The 16,104-nt window shown below is 54.4% G+C and carries 7 protein-coding genes, 1 pseudogene and 1 other annotated feature; all 8 genes and pseudogenes read right to left on the reverse strand.

Going from position 1 to position 16,104, the window contains the following annotated elements:
* Positions 1–478: 478 nt before the first annotated feature.
* Positions 479–910, reverse strand: coding sequence for a glyoxalase superfamily protein (locus EU803_RS14840; protein WP_129684239.1), 432 nt, complete (start codon positions 908–910; stop codon positions 479–481).
* Positions 907–2,280: an MATE family efflux transporter gene (locus EU803_RS14845; protein WP_129684241.1), complete on the reverse strand. Its 1,374-nt coding sequence runs from the start codon at positions 2,278–2,280 to the stop codon at positions 907–909. The genes EU803_RS14840 and EU803_RS14845 overlap by 4 nt, the downstream gene beginning before the upstream one ends.
* A 444-nt stretch (positions 2,281–2,724) precedes the next feature.
* Complete coding sequence (locus tag EU803_RS14850; protein ID WP_207209212.1) at positions 2,725–3,861, reverse strand: hypothetical protein; 1,137 nt, start codon at positions 3,859–3,861, stop codon at positions 2,725–2,727.
* Positions 3,862–5,149: 1,288 nt separating this feature from the next.
* A complete protein-coding gene (locus tag EU803_RS14855; protein WP_129684245.1) occupies positions 5,150–5,533 on the reverse strand; it encodes a VOC family protein in 384 nt (127 codons plus the stop codon).
* Positions 5,534–5,833: 300 nt separating this feature from the next.
* On the reverse strand, positions 5,834–6,514 hold the full coding sequence (locus EU803_RS14860; protein ID WP_129684247.1) for a hypothetical protein: 681 nt from the start codon (positions 6,512–6,514) through the stop codon (positions 5,834–5,836).
* On the reverse strand, positions 6,492–12,605 hold the full coding sequence (locus EU803_RS14865; protein WP_207209213.1) for an NACHT domain-containing protein: 6,114 nt from the start codon (positions 12,603–12,605) through the stop codon (positions 6,492–6,494). Before EU803_RS14865 ends, EU803_RS14860 begins: the two co-directional genes overlap by 23 nt.
* A 402-nt stretch (positions 12,606–13,007) precedes the next feature.
* Positions 13,008–13,124, reverse strand: a sequence feature (AL1L pseudoknot).
* Between the two features lie 517 nt (positions 13,125–13,641).
* Positions 13,642–14,712 carry a hypothetical protein gene (locus EU803_RS14870; RefSeq protein ID WP_129684251.1) on the reverse strand — a complete coding sequence of 357 codons (1,071 nt, stop codon included), beginning with the start codon at positions 14,710–14,712 and terminating at the stop codon, positions 13,642–13,644.
* Positions 14,713–14,800: 88 nt separating this feature from the next.
* Positions 14,801–15,926, reverse strand: a pseudogene (locus tag EU803_RS14875) (IS3 family transposase).
* Positions 15,927–16,104 lie beyond the last annotated feature (178 nt).

Raw genomic sequence — 16,104 nt, forward strand, 5'->3', positions numbered from 1 at the left:
AGCAGGGATAGTCCAGTTGCCACGGTCATTGGTATCGATATGAGTGCCCACGCTGCCAACGCAGACAGGTTCACTGCCCGAACCCATTGTCTTCGCGAGTATACCGACCATTGGCTCATGCACCGAACTTGCCCCCCAATAATGCCCATTTCGAGACAAAACTCTTCTCATAGCCGCCATTTGTAGCTCATGCAGCATCGGTGAGTTTGGGCTCAGAGCCGACTTACGGCGGCGTAGCGGAAGGTTCCCCGACCACCCTTTGGCTTTGATCGGCCTGCTGGTCGTAGCCCGGCCCAAAGGAGACTTTAACCGCATCAGCCTACGCCGCGATGCAGCTTCACCGAACCGGACTTTCGCTGCGGTAGCACAGTCCAGCGTAGGTTGAATTCACAGTCTGCGGGACAAAATACCAGTTCACCGCGAAAGCGGATCTCGCGGAAAATACCTGTCACAACTTTAGCGCGCCACGGGCGAGAGTTCAGATCCTCGTCGTCTCAACGGCAAGATGCGGTGTGCCATTCGACGTTCGCCGAGTGCTGCGGCCATCCTTGCCGAGCGTGCCCCGAATGCGGTGACGCCAGTTCGAGAAGCTTTCGAACTGAATAGCGTCGACCGGCTGATCGAGCGCGATCTCGACGTGGCGATGCCCCACGGGCCCCGAGATGGAAACGATCTCTCCATTGTAGCGCTGGCCAAGGTAATGTCCCGTGACTTTGGTGCCCACGGCGAGATTTGTCGGGGCATTGCAGTGACCGAGGCGAGCATGAAGTGTATTCCAGTCCCGCGCCCCGTGCTGTCGGGCGATAAGCTCGAGCGACTGGGCATGGCTGACCGCCGTGCCTTTGGCTTCCAGGGCCTGCCGGAGCGCCTTGGCCTGGGCTTTGACCGTTTCGAGAGATGGCTGCGTCATGCTGGCTCCTTGGCGGACAATTTCAAAGGGGTCGAGACGAGAAGCAAGGTCAGGACAAGCAGCAAGGCATCCGCGATCGGAAAGGCGAACCAGAGGCCCTTGATCCCTGAGAACATGCCTAGGACAACAAGCAACGCGGGTGTCAGCAGCCACGGCTTTACTAGGGTCAGCGCCGCGGTCCGAACGGGGTAGCCCAAGGCCTGATAATGCAGGGCAAGCACAAGAACCGGCCCGGTGAAGACGTATAATGCCGTCATCGGACGCAAGATCGCGACCACTGCCACGATGACCTCCGGATCGCCCGAGAAGAGCGCGCCCAGTGCCTCGCCCGCCATTACACCTGCCAGGGTCACGCCGATGCACCAGAGGAACGCGCTTCCAATGGCAAGCCGCAAGGCCGCACCAGCCCGATCCATGCGGCCTGCGCCGGCGTTGTTTCCGGAGATGCTCTGGGTTGTCAGCGCGATCGCCATCTGTGGCAGGAAGGCCAGACCGAGAACGCGTGTCACGACACCATAGGCAGCGACATAGGTGGCATGATCCGCAGCAGTGGTGCCGATGACGAGGATAACAGTGCTTGCCACCAGGGCCATCCCGACGAAGGTCATGCAGAGCGGAAGGCCGAGCGCGAGGATTTGCCGCCACCCCGTCAGCCAACTGGTGTGCCGGAGTGCACCGAGGGGCAGAAGGTCACGATCGCGGGCCCGCAGGACCAGCACCAGCGCCAGACCCAGGATCTGCGCACCGACGGTTCCAAAGGCGGAGCCTGCGACGTTTAGCTCGAGGAGCACGATCGCCACATAATTCGCTCCGATGTTCAGTAGGTTCACGAGCACCGAGAGCATAGCGATCTGCCCTGCGCGTCCCTCGTTGCGCAAGGCATCGGCATGCAGACCCAAGACGAACTGGACCGGGGCCCCCAAGATCAGGATCAGTAGATAGCTCTGCGCCAGTTCCGCAACCGCAGCGTTCTCGGCGGCGAGTGCAGAGACCACGGCAGGACCCACGGTCAGCGCCCCAGCGAACATAAGCGCAGAAATTGCGAGAACCAATCCATGGGCTCCAGCAAAAACCGCGGCAGCCTCCCTGCGGGACCCGGCGCCCAAGTGGCGGGCGAGCAGGCTCGACATGCCGCCGCCCGCCAGGGTGGTCAGAGCCGTCAGCAACATGACGACCGGAAAGGCCAGGCTGACCGCGGCCAGCGCCTCGGCGCCGACGAAGCGCCCGACAAATATCCCGTCGATCACGTTCAGCAGACCGCCCGTCGACATCACGACGGCCATGGGCAGGGCATTCGAGAGGAACAATCGCCCGAGGGGTCGGGTCAGAAAACGGTTCTCAATTATTTTCGGGGTGGGTTCGACAGACATCGCTCACTCCTCTAGGGAGGCATTTCGGAACGGGAAGGAGCCTGCATTACCCACCTGCGAAATGCTTCGAGGGTGAAGTGTCTTCTTGTTCCGGGCTTCACCGTGACTCGCGTCCGCAGGCGGCAGGTGCCCGGCACCTTGTCTGTTGCGTACGGGGAAAACCGCTCAAGTGCAATATGGCATACGGGGGGCTCAATAGATGCAGGTCCCCAGATGCCCTTTCGATAAGGGGCGGAACCCGAGTGGTGGGTCTGGGCACCAGATGGACGTGCTGCGGCGCAGTGCGACCTACTGAGTAATTCTTGGCCGACTGTTGCGACCCTCACTTCCGTTGTCAGTGCAACGCAGTGCTCGCCGGATGATTGCCGTTGAAGAGCGGCATCATGAAACAGTGACCAGCGCCGGCCACAGGGACCGGCGCCTTTCGTTTTTCAGGGGAGAGTCTCAGAGGAAACGGAACACAATCGGGCAGTTGACGACAAAGCCGATCGATCCGAAAGCGCCGCCGCCAAGCCCGGTCAGGAAGCCCTGCTCGACTTTGCCGAGGATATCGAACTCTTCGGTCAGGCGCGACCGATAGCCGGCCTCGATAGCAGCATCGGTCCAGACATAGGGGTTCAGATCCCAAAGCGGGCTGTAATCGGTTGCGACCGTTGGGATGCCGCCCAATGTGTTCAACGGGCTGCCCTCGCCGGCCAACGCCGAAGTCAGGCCCTGACGATGCGGATTATCCATGCCAGTGGGACCATTGACCGAGACGAAGATTCGCTCGACCGAGCTGAACAGGCTGTCATCGCCTCCGACCGGGATGTCGGCCAGCCCCGGCGCGAAGGTCGCCCCTTCGAGTGCCGCCGGAAGCGGATCGCTGGCATCGGTCGAAAGATAGAGCACGGGCTTGGCGAAACTGAACCCGGCGGTCAGCGCGATCGTCACCGTGCCTTCGCTGGGGCAGATGTGGACCACCTTGTCGTGTACAACCGAATGATCGGCCTCACCCTCGCAATAGGCTTCAAGCTGATCGGCCGTGGCGCCAAAGGCCACCATGGGTGCGTTATAAATCGCGTTACCGGCATTCTCTACCACAGCGAGGGGGCTATAGTTATCGTCGCCCACTGATCCTGGCTGAACATCCTTGGGAGGGAAATAGGCTGGCGCATCGCCCGGAACAACTTTGTGCTCGGGGCTAAAATCGACGGTGCCGCTCTCAAATACCAACACCGCACGCTGGTCACGGTTTTCAATCCGCGCCTGACGAACAGCACGGCCAACGTTGGCATAAGTCAACTTGGCTGAATGGTTCAACCCCAATGCGGCGGCATTATCGGCGTCCGACGTATCGGTGACGATGTACCAGACGGATTCACCACTTTCCATAAAGCCTTCGTAAAGCGGTAGCGTAACGGTGCCTGTATTATGGTCAATCTCGCCGGCGCGCAGCAATTGCAATGGGCCGATCAACTCGGGCATCACCTGCGATGGAGCCGGGCCGAAATAAGTCAGTGGAACCGCAGCGCCGATTGATGGCGGCGCCGGAGCGATGTCTCCGTCATCGGCAAGCGCCTGATGCGCAAAAGCCGCCATGGCTGCAGTGGCAATAACTGCGGGTCTCAAGATTCTCATTGGTAGTTTCCTCTCTCTAAAATGTCAGTGAGCCGGCTGCGCTTACGCAAATTTCCATGACGGGCGTAGGACCAAGAGTCAGTTCGCCAAGAGGAACCCTGCGATTATCTGGCGCAAAACTCTGAAATCTGCGTTAAAACAGAATGCAAAACTGCCCTCGGGTCCTATGATGCGGCATTCCGCCTTCTCTCCATGACGCCACTCATGAAGGCTGCCAGTCGCCACCTGGCACGACGGAACTAAACTGTTCTTGTCACTCTCACTCTCACTCTCACTCTGGCGTATGCCGCATCAGGACGACCCGCCTTCCACTTCCGCACAACGGACTGTAGGCAGATCAGCCTGAGAGACTGAAAATTAACAAGAAAATCTCTACGAACTGCGCATAGAGATCACGAATTGCAGCCACGTGCAGTGCGTGACGCACGAACTGCGCGTTCTTTCATGAGGAGCAAACCGAGGGTTGAACGGATGCTCGGGTGATTCTGGCTACGGCCCGCACCTGTCGGCCGGTTTTGACTTCCTTGAAGAGGACCGCGCGGGTCTCTCAAGCCCGAAGCGATTGTATCGACGCTTCGACAGGTTGAATTTCCGCACGGACAAGGCGCGACGATTGCCGATGCGGTGCGCCAGATCGGCGTGACGGAGCAGACGTCCTGCCAGTGAGGGAAGCTGCATGGCGGGATGCATCGGTCTCAGTTCTCCCGGCTTTAAGATCTGGAGAATGAGAACCAACGGCTGCGGCGCGCGATTTCGGACCTGAAGCTTGCCAAACTCATTCTTACTGAAGCCGCAAAAGGAGTGATAGCCGTCAGGGAAATGATCCCGTGGATCAATTCAGGCCCGAACTGGCACAGTTGGCGAGATGGCCGTGAAGCTGATTGTGGATATCGTGGTGGTAGCGTGGCCATGGCGACCTTGATCGTACGGCTCATGCGTTCAACCTGGCCATTGGTCCCGGGGGGTGCTTTGGCTTGTTTACAGGGCGACTGAAGTGCTGTCTTAGGAGAAGCGACGGCGGTTCAGCCCAAACAAGACATTCGTTCTGAAGCGGCGTTGGATGGCACAGCCCGCTTGGCTCGCCCCAAACCTGCCGTTCAGTCCCTAGGCGATCGCCGCAGCGCGGCGTTCCCCGAAGCGGTCATTCGTAGCATGTGCAGCCCGATCAAACGGTGAATGGCGACAGTGCGGGGCCTTGCTGCCATTGGCTGGAATTGTGCGAAAGTCTGCTTTTGGTTTTCGAGGCCAGTCAAATCTCTCGTTTGCCAATAATACAAAACCCATTTCCAAAGGGATCGCTGCAGAAGGCAACGGGCGGATGGTCTCCACCCTCAAAGCGTTCCTCGATCACGTCACCGGCGTTTTCTGCATCACGCACGGTTTTGGCGAAGTCGTCTGGATGAAAGTCAATGTGTACCGGCGTCCAATGTCTCTCGTAGCGCCGCACTTCATCCGAACCCTTTGCAGGGCATGTACCCGCCTTCTTCTCCAAAATCCCGATTTTCGCGTCCCCGTTCCGAAGAACAGAATATGACGGAAATGGACGCGACTCTTCAGTAAAACCCAAGGCGTTCGAGTAAAAAGCAACGCCATCCGAAAGGACAGGGACATCAATTGTAACCATGTATTTCATGTTTGCGATCCTGCCATTGGACATGAGGCCAGTTGCAATTCTCAGAACTCGTCCTGACTAATGGACATTCGCTTTTTTGCAGCAACGCGGCAAGGGGCTCAAAGCTGACCTCAGTGGCGGCGCGGCAGGCCCCTGACTCCAGCGCGCCGGGCCTGCGGGCGCGTCCGGCCCTAAGCGGACATCCAGCCGATGGCCACGATGCTGCAGTGCGGCCCACCAGAACTGACGTTCGCCGCAAGCGCAAAGGGCCGGTTTAGCGGGCGGGGGAGATTGGTCGGGTAGCTTCCAACACAAAGCGGCTTAACTTCCATTCAGTTCATCAAGCTGATGCTGAATGTCGCGCGCGAGCAACTCAGACAGCCGAACCATGCTGTGTAAGCGCTCTAGGCGTTCCTGAAGCTTTTCTCTTTGCGCCTCCACACTTCGCTCACTGCTGGTGCGCTGATCTTCGAGCTGATGAATCACCCTTACGATTGGTAGGTCGCGTGCCCCAGCATCAGACGCGAGTTCGATCCACTCTTTGAGTTTTCCAGAAGTCTCATTGGCGACGCGGTCGAAGCACATTTGGATTAGGAGCCTTGCACTATAATCAATCCCTCTGGATAGCTTTAGCCAATCCTTTGCCGCCATAGGCAAATCTGAGTTATCGGCGACTTCCTGAGCGCGGGTCTGATAGAAATAGATGCGCTCGTCGGGGTCCAGGGCTCTAATCGTCTCAATGACAGGTTCCAGGTCGCGAAACGGCCTGGTCGCAGTTGGAACAGAGAGTATGTGCTCCCATAGCTCAAAGATCGCTGTCCTACATTCCTGCTGTGCCGCGCTCCCGTCGTCTTCAGATCCTTGCTCGGCTTTGGCAATTAGTTGGGCCAAATGATGGGCCATCCAGCGCCCTAGTGTATCGCAACTCTGATCGAGCTCCAGTTCTTGGACGATCCTTTTCCCAAGTTCGATTACCTTCTTATGCTGTTCGGATTGTTCCATCGGAGCCCATGGTTAGAATAAGTGTGTATGGCGGCGTGTAAGTCTCTATCGATCTTTCGCGATTTCGGTAGGAGTCTCTCCTGAACGCTCGTTCAACTTGAACTTCAAAAACAAGTTCTCGATCTAGCTGCTCTAAATGCGCCAGCAGTGCCTCTCGTTCCATCTCGAGGCGAGAGCCCGTCTCTGCGGTCCGGAATTCCCGCTCTTGTTCCTTTCGACCCCATGTCAGAGATCTGAACTGAACACCACCTGGATCCGAAAGACTTTGCCAGACACGAAATTCACTATCTGGAGACAGATCAAACTCATCGCAAAACCAACTCGCCGGCCGAAGGCTAGGAAAATGGGCAACCCCAGCCCAAGGATCAAACTCGTCAATTCCGTCACTTCTTGAATCCGTAGTCACCCAACCTTGAAGCTGGAACGCCCCTGCATTGACCTCCGATTCATCATCCGCTGGCGGAATGCGATAATCCATTGGATTCGTGGCGGTCTGCAAAGCTCGAACCAAAGATCCTGACCGCTCGCGTGTTACAAGTGCAGAAGATATACGGACGAACTGCTCTCTGTCTCCGGCGACTTCCCTCCAACTGCCCCAAATCGGAATGAAATCTCGATGCTCGATTTGCCTAAGCAGGTCGTTCTTCGATACCGAAGTCGGCCATTCATCCGTCTCTTCGGTGTCTTTCCAATCGGGCCAATAAGGAGGCTTTGGATCGCGACGATCGGCCAACCAGTTGCCATCGCTCCGGGTGATCCAATGTCGTTCAATCCAATCTTCAAGTCGATCATAGTAATCCGGGTTCTCAAGTGCTGGAACTTCATCGATCAGAGTACCAGCGACCTCCATCATCGCGTGATATGCGCGATAGAAGCTTAGGCTCTCAACTCGCGGATAGCTTCCGTGCGAGTGATGCGCATTCATGTCTCGATAATGGCCCCGTTTACCTCGTGGATCTTCAACCCAAGCACCGGTATCTGCTGACGACCACTTGTTCCGAATGACACCCAGAACGCGTCGTTCGATTTCGTTTTGCGAAATTCCAAAAACCCGCCCCAAAGGGCTGAACCAATACTGAGGCAGATCAATACCGAAGTAGTACCGGTCATCTTCACTTAACAGCTTGTTTTGGCTCGTTGGTTCAGTAGCCGTGTCCTGCTTAGAGACTGGAGCAAAATCGGATGCATTGATCCGCTGCAACCTGACAACCTCTTTCTCATCAAGCGTTACGGTACCGCTATTGTTCAACAACAATGCACATTGAGAGGCGACCCCGCGTATGATTGTGTGGGTCACCGTTGGCGAACAGGAGTTCATGATGAACTCTATCAACTCCTGAGGGATACCATGGCCAGCACTGAGCGTTCGCCAAAGTGCGATCAACAACCATTGCTCAGCGGCATGTTTGTAGAACGGCAACGACAAATCGAAGAAAACGTTGGGTTGTTCGGCATTTGCCAGCCGACCAAGAGCTCCCACAACCTTTGTTTCACCGAAACTGGACAATAGGCAAACAACGTGTGCCGCTTGCCATCTGGTTGATACTTCTGGAGCTGCCAAACTGGACCATAAGTACCCAGCTAAGCCAGTTGTCGCATCAGAAGGTGGGAAGAGCTCAGTCTTCCATTCCCCGTCTCCATCACTTTCGTTCATTTCCTTCTCAAAGAGAGCCAAACCGTAGCTCAAGGTATCTTGTGCTTCTTGCGGTGAGATCTGACTTGCTATCAGCCCCACAAGGGTCAACAAGCGCTGAGAACCGAAAAGATCTGGATGCTTCGCACTTTCGTCCACGACAAAAGCAAAAACCTCTGATGTTGATACTCCCGTCACTTCAGTAATGAATTCAAAGGGCAAAGGTTGATAGTATCTGCTCTTTGCTATTTCATAAAAGTGGGTTCGGCACACCTCTTCTATGATTTCTCTTAGCGCTCGTCTTACGCTTTGAAGCTTTTTCCAATCCTCAGGAACCGCCTCCAATATACCTTGCACGTCATAGAGGCTGATGTCCTTCATCAAGAACAGCGACTTCAGTGCGTCGGCCTCTTTCCCGATACTGGTGCGCTCGAAAAACCGAGCAGAAAAACTCGATAAATGGTACGGAGGTTCAGAGTCCCTAAACCGCTGATAACACCCTCGGACGGTAACCGGATCATCTAACCGCATTCCGGAGAAGATTTGGTTCCAATCCTTTTCTTCGTTTCTGCCGCCTGTTCTCGCGAAACCACTGTTGTTGTCGGATTTTGCTTCCCTGCACTTTGCCACGGACAAATGTGAACTCAACCATTCAACCGGCCAGCCATTTGACTGGCCAATTTGAACAAAACTGCTGAGGTGAGATGACGAAGCGCCTGAGACTAATGTATATTTTGCGGTCTCATCAAAGATCCTCCGTCGGAGATACTCATTTTCACAGGTGGCCAAAGCCGCCTCAAGTAACTCGGGTGTCCTTGAGTGAATATCAAATCCGATCGTGGATAGTTGCCCCAAGCGGCTGATTTCGCCCATATCAACCAGCTTCGACAAAGCGATCGGTAGAATTCGCTCCTGCCACCCAAAACCTCGATCTCTCCAGCGGCTTAGTATTGCGAGCGACGATGCAGGACAGAGCATCGTGATTGCCTCAACGGTACCTTCCCAGTCAAAGTACTTGTCGCGGGCGACGTACTCATAAGCGACCTCGGCTCCGCGAGAGACACGATATGCTAGCTCGGCTTGGGGTGAATCTATCGTCGCTGATTGCTCAGACAGCTCTATGATTGCTTTCCAATAGTCTAGGTGCTCTTGGCCTATCCTACCTGCAACCTCGACTGCTTGGTCAAAATAGCAATTCGCTTCACCGGGACTTAGAACAAAGATAGAGCGTGATATTTCGCAGAAACCCTCAACTTTTTGCTCAGCCTCCATACGCTCGTTCTGGAGGATGTCGGCGGCTTCCACCGCAAAGTCTATCGCATAGCCTTTGAGCGGGTTCGAACTCGAACAGACACGTGCGAGGAGACCCAGGTCGGGCGTGAACAACTGACGCTTTAAGCCGTTTTTCCACTCGATGAACCGAGACATGTAGGGAGCAGGATCATCGATCCGAGAGAGGACCTGCACCCAGAGTCTCGATACTTCGCCGGCAATGTGGCGTCGATCGCGATCTCGGTATTCTAGGTTCTTGTTATAGTCTTCGATACAGAGAGTTATCTCGTCGTTGAGTTGGTCTGTGATTGCTTCGCCAAGCTGGACGCTGGCCCAAAGCATATGCCACCGAAAAACTGGTCCAACTTCGTCAAGAAACTCTCGCGCCTCTCTACTATGTACCTGTCGGTCCTTAGCCAGTTCTTCTCGAATTTCTGATTTCGCCAAGTCTTCCAACTTGATATTGTCGCCAGCTAGTTTGGCTCTTAGGCACTGAGCAGAAATTATGGTCGACTTCGGCTCGGATGAAAAATTGCTGAAGTAGGTTTTGGACGGATCAGGAATGTATTTCGTGAGCATGGCTGCAATAGCTGCACGGGGGGCGACGCCGTGGTGGGCAGCAGCAAGTGCTACATCTCGTACGATCGATAGGAGCGGCTGCCTGTAGTCATGCTGGTTCTCAAATTTTTTCAAACGTTTCGGCGAAGCAGCCAAACCGTTGAAGGCACGTAGCACGGCGTCCTTCGGTGGGAACCGCAGTACCTTCGACTGCGCTCGGGTTATTGCGAGCAGAATACAAAGGTTATCCTTTGCCGCGTTGCTGATCTCGTCGAGGAGTTCGTAGTAGCCGAGATCGACTAGCTTCTCGGCAACAATAAACCCCGCACGATAAGCCACGCTTTTTGGAGTCCAACTCTCAAGCTCCGCTACGAAGGCGGCGGCTCCAGAGACCTTCAATGAAGCGAGTGCTAGTGCGGCGATGTCACTATCCGACATCTCCTCCTTTTCACGTGCCTTTGGGTCGAGACCAGCCCATGCTTTTAGCCATCTCTTCGCAACGCGGAGAGTGTTTCTTGCTTCTGAGATTGTGCTTTCATTGTTTGCGAGTAGGGCTGCCTCGTAGGCGCGCTGACCTCCATGCCAGGAAGTGGAGAATCCGTTGTTTGCGGCTGTTTCGCGCACTTGATCGCCCGACAGAAAATGCGCCACTAGATCAACATTGTCTTGAAATAATTGCTGCTGACGATCGTCCCCTGCCGTTTCAATGCCAGCTTTCAATGCCAACTTCGCTGCATCCGCCAAACGCTTGTCTCTCAGCGCCGCCTTGAGAGCAAACTGAAGTCTGCTGAGTGACGCCTGCCGCATTTCTGCTGGAGTGCCTTGAGGAAGCGCGGCCTCTGATAAGACCATCTCCACTAAGTCGTTGTATCTACCGGCTTCAAGCAGGAGTTGCGGTAAAGCTGATGCTACGTAGCTGCTGCTCGTCGCAAGTGGCATGACCTTGTCGACAAAATCTGACATTTCCCTGCGGCTCGGTTTGTAGATCTCTCGAAACCAAGTCTCGGAAGGTTCATCTATGAACTGAACAGCATCGGACCGGATCTGTAGAGGGCGACCGATGTCCACGACGAAGCTCTTGATTGCTTCTTCTGGCAGGCCCGAAGCGAGCGATAAAACTTTGATTGGAACAAACGGCCTGAGCGCTGCCAACGCCTCGCAAAACAACTGAATCTGAGCCGATTCAGCGTTGGGCGATTGATCTCTCAATGCATCAATTGATCGAGCGAACAACTGGCGGATAGTATCTTCGACCGTAGTTGCTGTGGGACCTAATGCCTCCAAGGCTTCACTCAGAGACGAAGTTGTTTCAAGAGCTGTTGCTTGAACCCTTGGGTTTTGGGAAGTCAGCCGGTGAAACTCTAGCAAGTCATGCCCGGACGCTTTCGGGTAGGTCTTGTGGAGAAACTGTTTTGTCTCCGCCTGTGAGAAAGACGCTAGTTCCAGGGTTTTACAGTCCAGAGGCGGAGCGAGATATTCGGCGACGCGGTGCGATCGGCTCAAGCATACCAAAACAACGCCCTTAGGTAGGCTCTGCCTCAATAGATCACGAGGAAAACTCGTTCGTTCATCACACTCTTGTGCTGCCATCTGAGCATTGTCAGCAGCGTCGATTATGATGACGATTTTGGCGTGCGCATTTTCGACGGCCAGTATTTCCATTGCCTGAGTCAGGCGGCGATTGAAGGCTCTTAAGTAATCCGCCGCATTTGCGAGGTTTGATGGGATAAGTGGGTGACACAAACCTCTTGCGGCCAATTCGTTTGCTATCTGACAGCATGCAACTTCGTGTCGATGTCTGGGACTGATAGTGCTGCGGTATCCGCCGTTTCCAAAGCAATCGTACAGTACGACTTCACATTCTTCTTGCAGCCGGTTCGACACCCTACGGGCTAACGCTGTTTTTCCAACGCCGCCGCCAGCATGAATAATGATTGGATCATGGCGCTCACTCAAAATAGCATCGACGAACTCATCTTCTTGCTCTCGAGGAAGCAGTTCAGCTGCATCTTCAATAAGACATGGTGCAGGAAAAAGTCGCTCTTCGTCGGTCTTCAGAGCACGAAGGACATCCTCTTTTCTGATGGAAGGATTTCCAGCGCTTTCGGGCAACGCCTTCTTGGTTACCAACAGCAGGAGTTGGTCCGCCCCGTCTTGATCTGGACCAGGAAGATACCCGGTCAATTCTTGGTGCAGGATGTTTCGCTGTTCCCAATACCCATCCGTCGAGTCGGCAATACTGAAATGGCCAAGGAAGTCGTATGCCGCCTCATCGTCTGCCGAAAGGTACCGTTTGATCTGCTGCCATTTTTTGTTGTCGCTAGGCAGAAGTCTTTTTGATTTGACCCTCTCCAACAAGGTGTGAATCCAATCAGCAACGGGCCGGTTTGTGAGAAACACAAACTCTACCAGCTGATTTTTTTGATCCTCAATGCCCGACCGGAATGCATGGTATCTTTTGAAAAAGCCAACCAAAGTCTTCTTGAGATCACTTAGAACCCAAGGCTTCCCTACATTCAGGGTAGAATGTTTGAGCTGGAGATAAGTGACTTTGTTGCATTTGGAGAGCTCTTCGCTTCCAAAGTACTCAGCTACATCAATAACTTCCTCGCCGTTCGTTTCGCTCAACTCACCGGTCTCGGAGTCTGAAACACCTTCTATCGAGATTGCGACCAAATCCGAAGCAGGCATCAGAAGACGTAGACTGCGTCTGGCAGCCCAAAGGTAGTGAAATTGGTCTCCGGCTCTACTGGGTCGGACGGGGTCAAGTCGCATATCAAATTACGCTAAATGCTCGAAGTTTCTGCTGCATGGGCACTATATATTGTGATTGACATACAACAACATAGATTTGTTCGTTAGAGTCGCTCGCCCATGCAGTCTAACGTCTACTTTCGACAAGCTTTGAACTCGATATCGCTCGAGCAGCGAATGACCGCTTCCCGCCCGGCCCGCGGGCGACGCCGTCCAACGCAGCTACAGCACCAAAGTCCGCTTCGGGCTGGCTTTGGCGTGTGCTCAGAAGGTCGATGATGCGATCCCGAGCACCCGACAGATCGGCCCGAAACCTGAGACTCCATGAAATTCGTCAATCAAGGCGATCATCGTTTGAACGGGCGGTCGAGCTCCGCCGCCGCGAAGTACGCAGATGCCTTCTTCAAGCTCTCACTGACAGATCGCAACTCGCGGCTCTCCCGCTCCAATGCCATGATCCGATCCCTCTCGGCGCTCGTCAAACCGGATCGTTGCCCGGCATCGCACTCGGCCTGCTGGCACCAGACGAGGAGACTGCCGGGCGAGCGCCCATCTTTGGAGCAATCGCACGGTAGTCCGCGCTGTCGCTGCTGCAATCGGCACGGTTCTCTTGGAACAACCGAACGCAGCGTTCGCGAAGTTCTGCCGGATAGGCGGGAGGAATACATCTCTTCTTCATGGTGCTCATCCTTAGAGTGTTTTACACTCCGGTATGCCCGGGGCGTTTCAGATCGCGTGCCCTGGCACGAGAATTCAATCTGGCAAGGAAAGCTCAAAGACGTGCGCGAATTGGCGAAGCACGGCGTCGAGTTTGGTGCCGATCAGACACTTTCCGCGCGGAGGTTGCCCGTGTCGCGGATAGCATTGCCGTCGCCCCTTTAGCGATTACCACTAACTCTTCGCGCTCTTGCTACTGCGTTGGAAGGCACGTGATCGTAAACCAATTATTACCACATTTGCCACCAGTTGTGCTGCCAGCTACAGTGTATCCGGTCGCTCTTGTGCCAACAGGACACAGCGTGGGCATATAAGTTGACATATTAGGCCCTCCGTTTTGAGGGCACGCCTGACCGTTTGCATGATGCTCATGACTGTCACCTTGATATGCCCTAAAGACTTGTGGCTGAATTGTCCTTATCCTCTGCTGAAGCGCTTGCACTTGAGAGAGCGCTGTATCCATCGCGGCAATAGCATTGTTTCTCTCGGTGATTGCAGAATCAAACGCGGCCTCCGCGTGACTTGCCAACTCAAAACCAAGGTGGGTATCTTCTGGAACCATGACGGTGTAGGGCCCCAGAGAGGTTGCCATCAAAAACCAAGTCCTTCGGTAAAATTCTCTATCTTCAAATGTGTGCTTAGTCCGGGTGCATGAGATCGAAAAGTTTTCACCATTTGGGTCATAGACCCTATTTCCGTCTATATCTTCTCGTGATCCGTTGGCGGAGAAGCTTGTCGATGTGCAGGATAGTTCATCTGGATCATAGTCAATCGACAAAATTTGTGCTCGAACGGTAGGACTAGTGAATTCTCCAAAAATTACGAACCCGGCCGGAGGTGCCTCTTGATGGGAGACAATCAGCCGCTCTCCCTGCAAGTACAAACATTGGTTGAAACTTGTTAGAGCATCGGTCACTACAAAGCTTCCATACGTGAGATCCGACGCCTCATAGTAACTTTGCTCTGCACCTACTGAGCAAAATTGCCGAAGCTCGTTTTGATCCCACGATCCGTCGCTAGATACGCCGATTGGTATTCCCTCAATCGGAAAGTTCATACCTCCGATAAAACTTCCAGACTTAATTGAACCATCCCGTTCACAATAAAGATTGAAATAAAACGAGTTTGTCGAGCGGTCTCTGGTACTGATCGTCACGTTGCGAATAGCGTTTAAATAAACGTCACCGCAGGTTAGACCCTGAGAAGCAACCGGATTGGCTGCTAATATCGCTGCCGCCATGGCAAGGCACAAACTTGTTTTCATGGAACCACTCCAAAAAATAGATGCTAATATCACTTAGAGTAGATCATACCGAACGTGATTCTGTCAAAGTAAGTGCCTCTCCGCTGTGCTATGCCGCCACCTGGATTGGTGATGACGGGTTAAGATATGCCTGATCCGGCGTTTGCCTGTCCTGCGATGAATGCGGTTTCCGCGTATTGCAAAACGTCAAACACCGGCGCAGGCTCTCGCGTGCGGCCGAGACGTTGTCATGGGCGCGCAAATAGACCTTTTCGTCATTGATTGCCCGCCAGAGCCGTTCGACAAAGACATCGTCCTGCCAAGCGCTTTTTCCGTCCATGCTGATTTGGATGTCCGTGTCCTTCAGCGTTCTGATTACGTCGGTGGATGTGAATTGGCTGCCCTGGTCCGCGTTCATGACCTCAGGCTTGCCATGGCGGCTTCAAAGCCTCGATGCACGGTCCGGTTTCCAGCGTTGTGGAAAGCCGCCAAGCCAACACCTTCCGACTGAACCAGTCCAGTACGGCGACCAGACAGACGAACCCACGCGCCATGGGGATGTACGTGATATCCATGGCCCACACCTGGTTCGGGCGGATCACAGCGAGCTTTCTCAGAAGATACGGGTAGACGTTGTGGCCCGGTGCTGGTTTTGACGTGTTCGGCCTGCGATAGAAAGCTTGGTTGTTCATGCGCTTCCTTCAGGTTGCCACGTGAAGCCGTCCAGTGTTGAAGCCTTCTTGGCCCAAGAGCCCCTTCAACATCCGGCTGCCCGCGAACGGAAAGTTCATGTGCAGCTCGTCAATCCGGCGCTTTAGTTTGAGATCATCATCGCTGGGAGGCCGCGGCTGATAATATCGGCTGCCCTGCTTATCCCGAGCAAATCCGCCTGACGCGCAAGGCTCAGCTTGTGGTCGGGGTCAGTCATTTCTTTGGCCTCCCCAACAGACCGGCTTTGGCGAGCGCTTCTCCCAAAAATCATTCTCCAGCGTCAGTTGACCAATTTTCGTGTGCAACGATCTGATATCGATCTTAGGTTCCTTCGACGCCTTCGGCTTGTCATCGAAAACGTCCGTCACGCTATCAAGAAGCTGATGTTTCCATTGCTTGATCTGGTTTGGATGAACATCGAACTGCGTCGCCAGCTCGCTCATCGTCTTGTTACCCTTCAAAGCCGCCAACGCGACTTTCGCCTTGAAAGCTGGGTTGTGGTTCCGTCTTGGTCGTATTGCCATGTTCGCTTCTTTGTACCGGCACGCTGCTGGATCAAGAGCGGAAAATCCACCAATTTCACCTGTTCAGATTTCTCGGACCACCTTTAGTTACCGAGAATACTGATGTTGGTGAGTGAAGCAACACCCGATCTATGGGCGGATCATCGTTACCTTGGACTAATGGACTTGGTTGAGAGGA

This window comes from Loktanella sp. IMCC34160 (genome assembly GCF_004145845.1).
GTDB lineage: Bacteria > Pseudomonadota > Alphaproteobacteria > Rhodobacterales > Rhodobacteraceae > SELP01.

Coding starts and splice junctions, on each gene's coding strand:
- EU803_RS14840 (WP_129684239.1), bottom strand. CDS start 910: ATGACGCAGCCATCTCTCGAAACGGTCAAAGCCCAGGCCAAGGCGCTC.
- EU803_RS14845 (WP_129684241.1), bottom strand. CDS start 2,280: ATGTCTGTCGAACCCACCCCGAAAATAATTGAGAACCGTTTTCTGACC.
- EU803_RS14850 (WP_207209212.1), bottom strand. CDS start 3,861: ATGGCGGCTTTTGCGCATCAGGCGCTTGCCGATGACGGAGACATCGCT.
- EU803_RS14855 (WP_129684245.1), bottom strand. CDS start 5,533: ATGAAATACATGGTTACAATTGATGTCCCTGTCCTTTCGGATGGCGTT.
- EU803_RS14860 (WP_129684247.1), bottom strand. CDS start 6,514: ATGGAACAATCCGAACAGCATAAGAAGGTAATCGAACTTGGGAAAAGG.
- EU803_RS14870 (WP_129684251.1), bottom strand. CDS start 14,712: ATGAAAACAAGTTTGTGCCTTGCCATGGCGGCAGCGATATTAGCAGCC.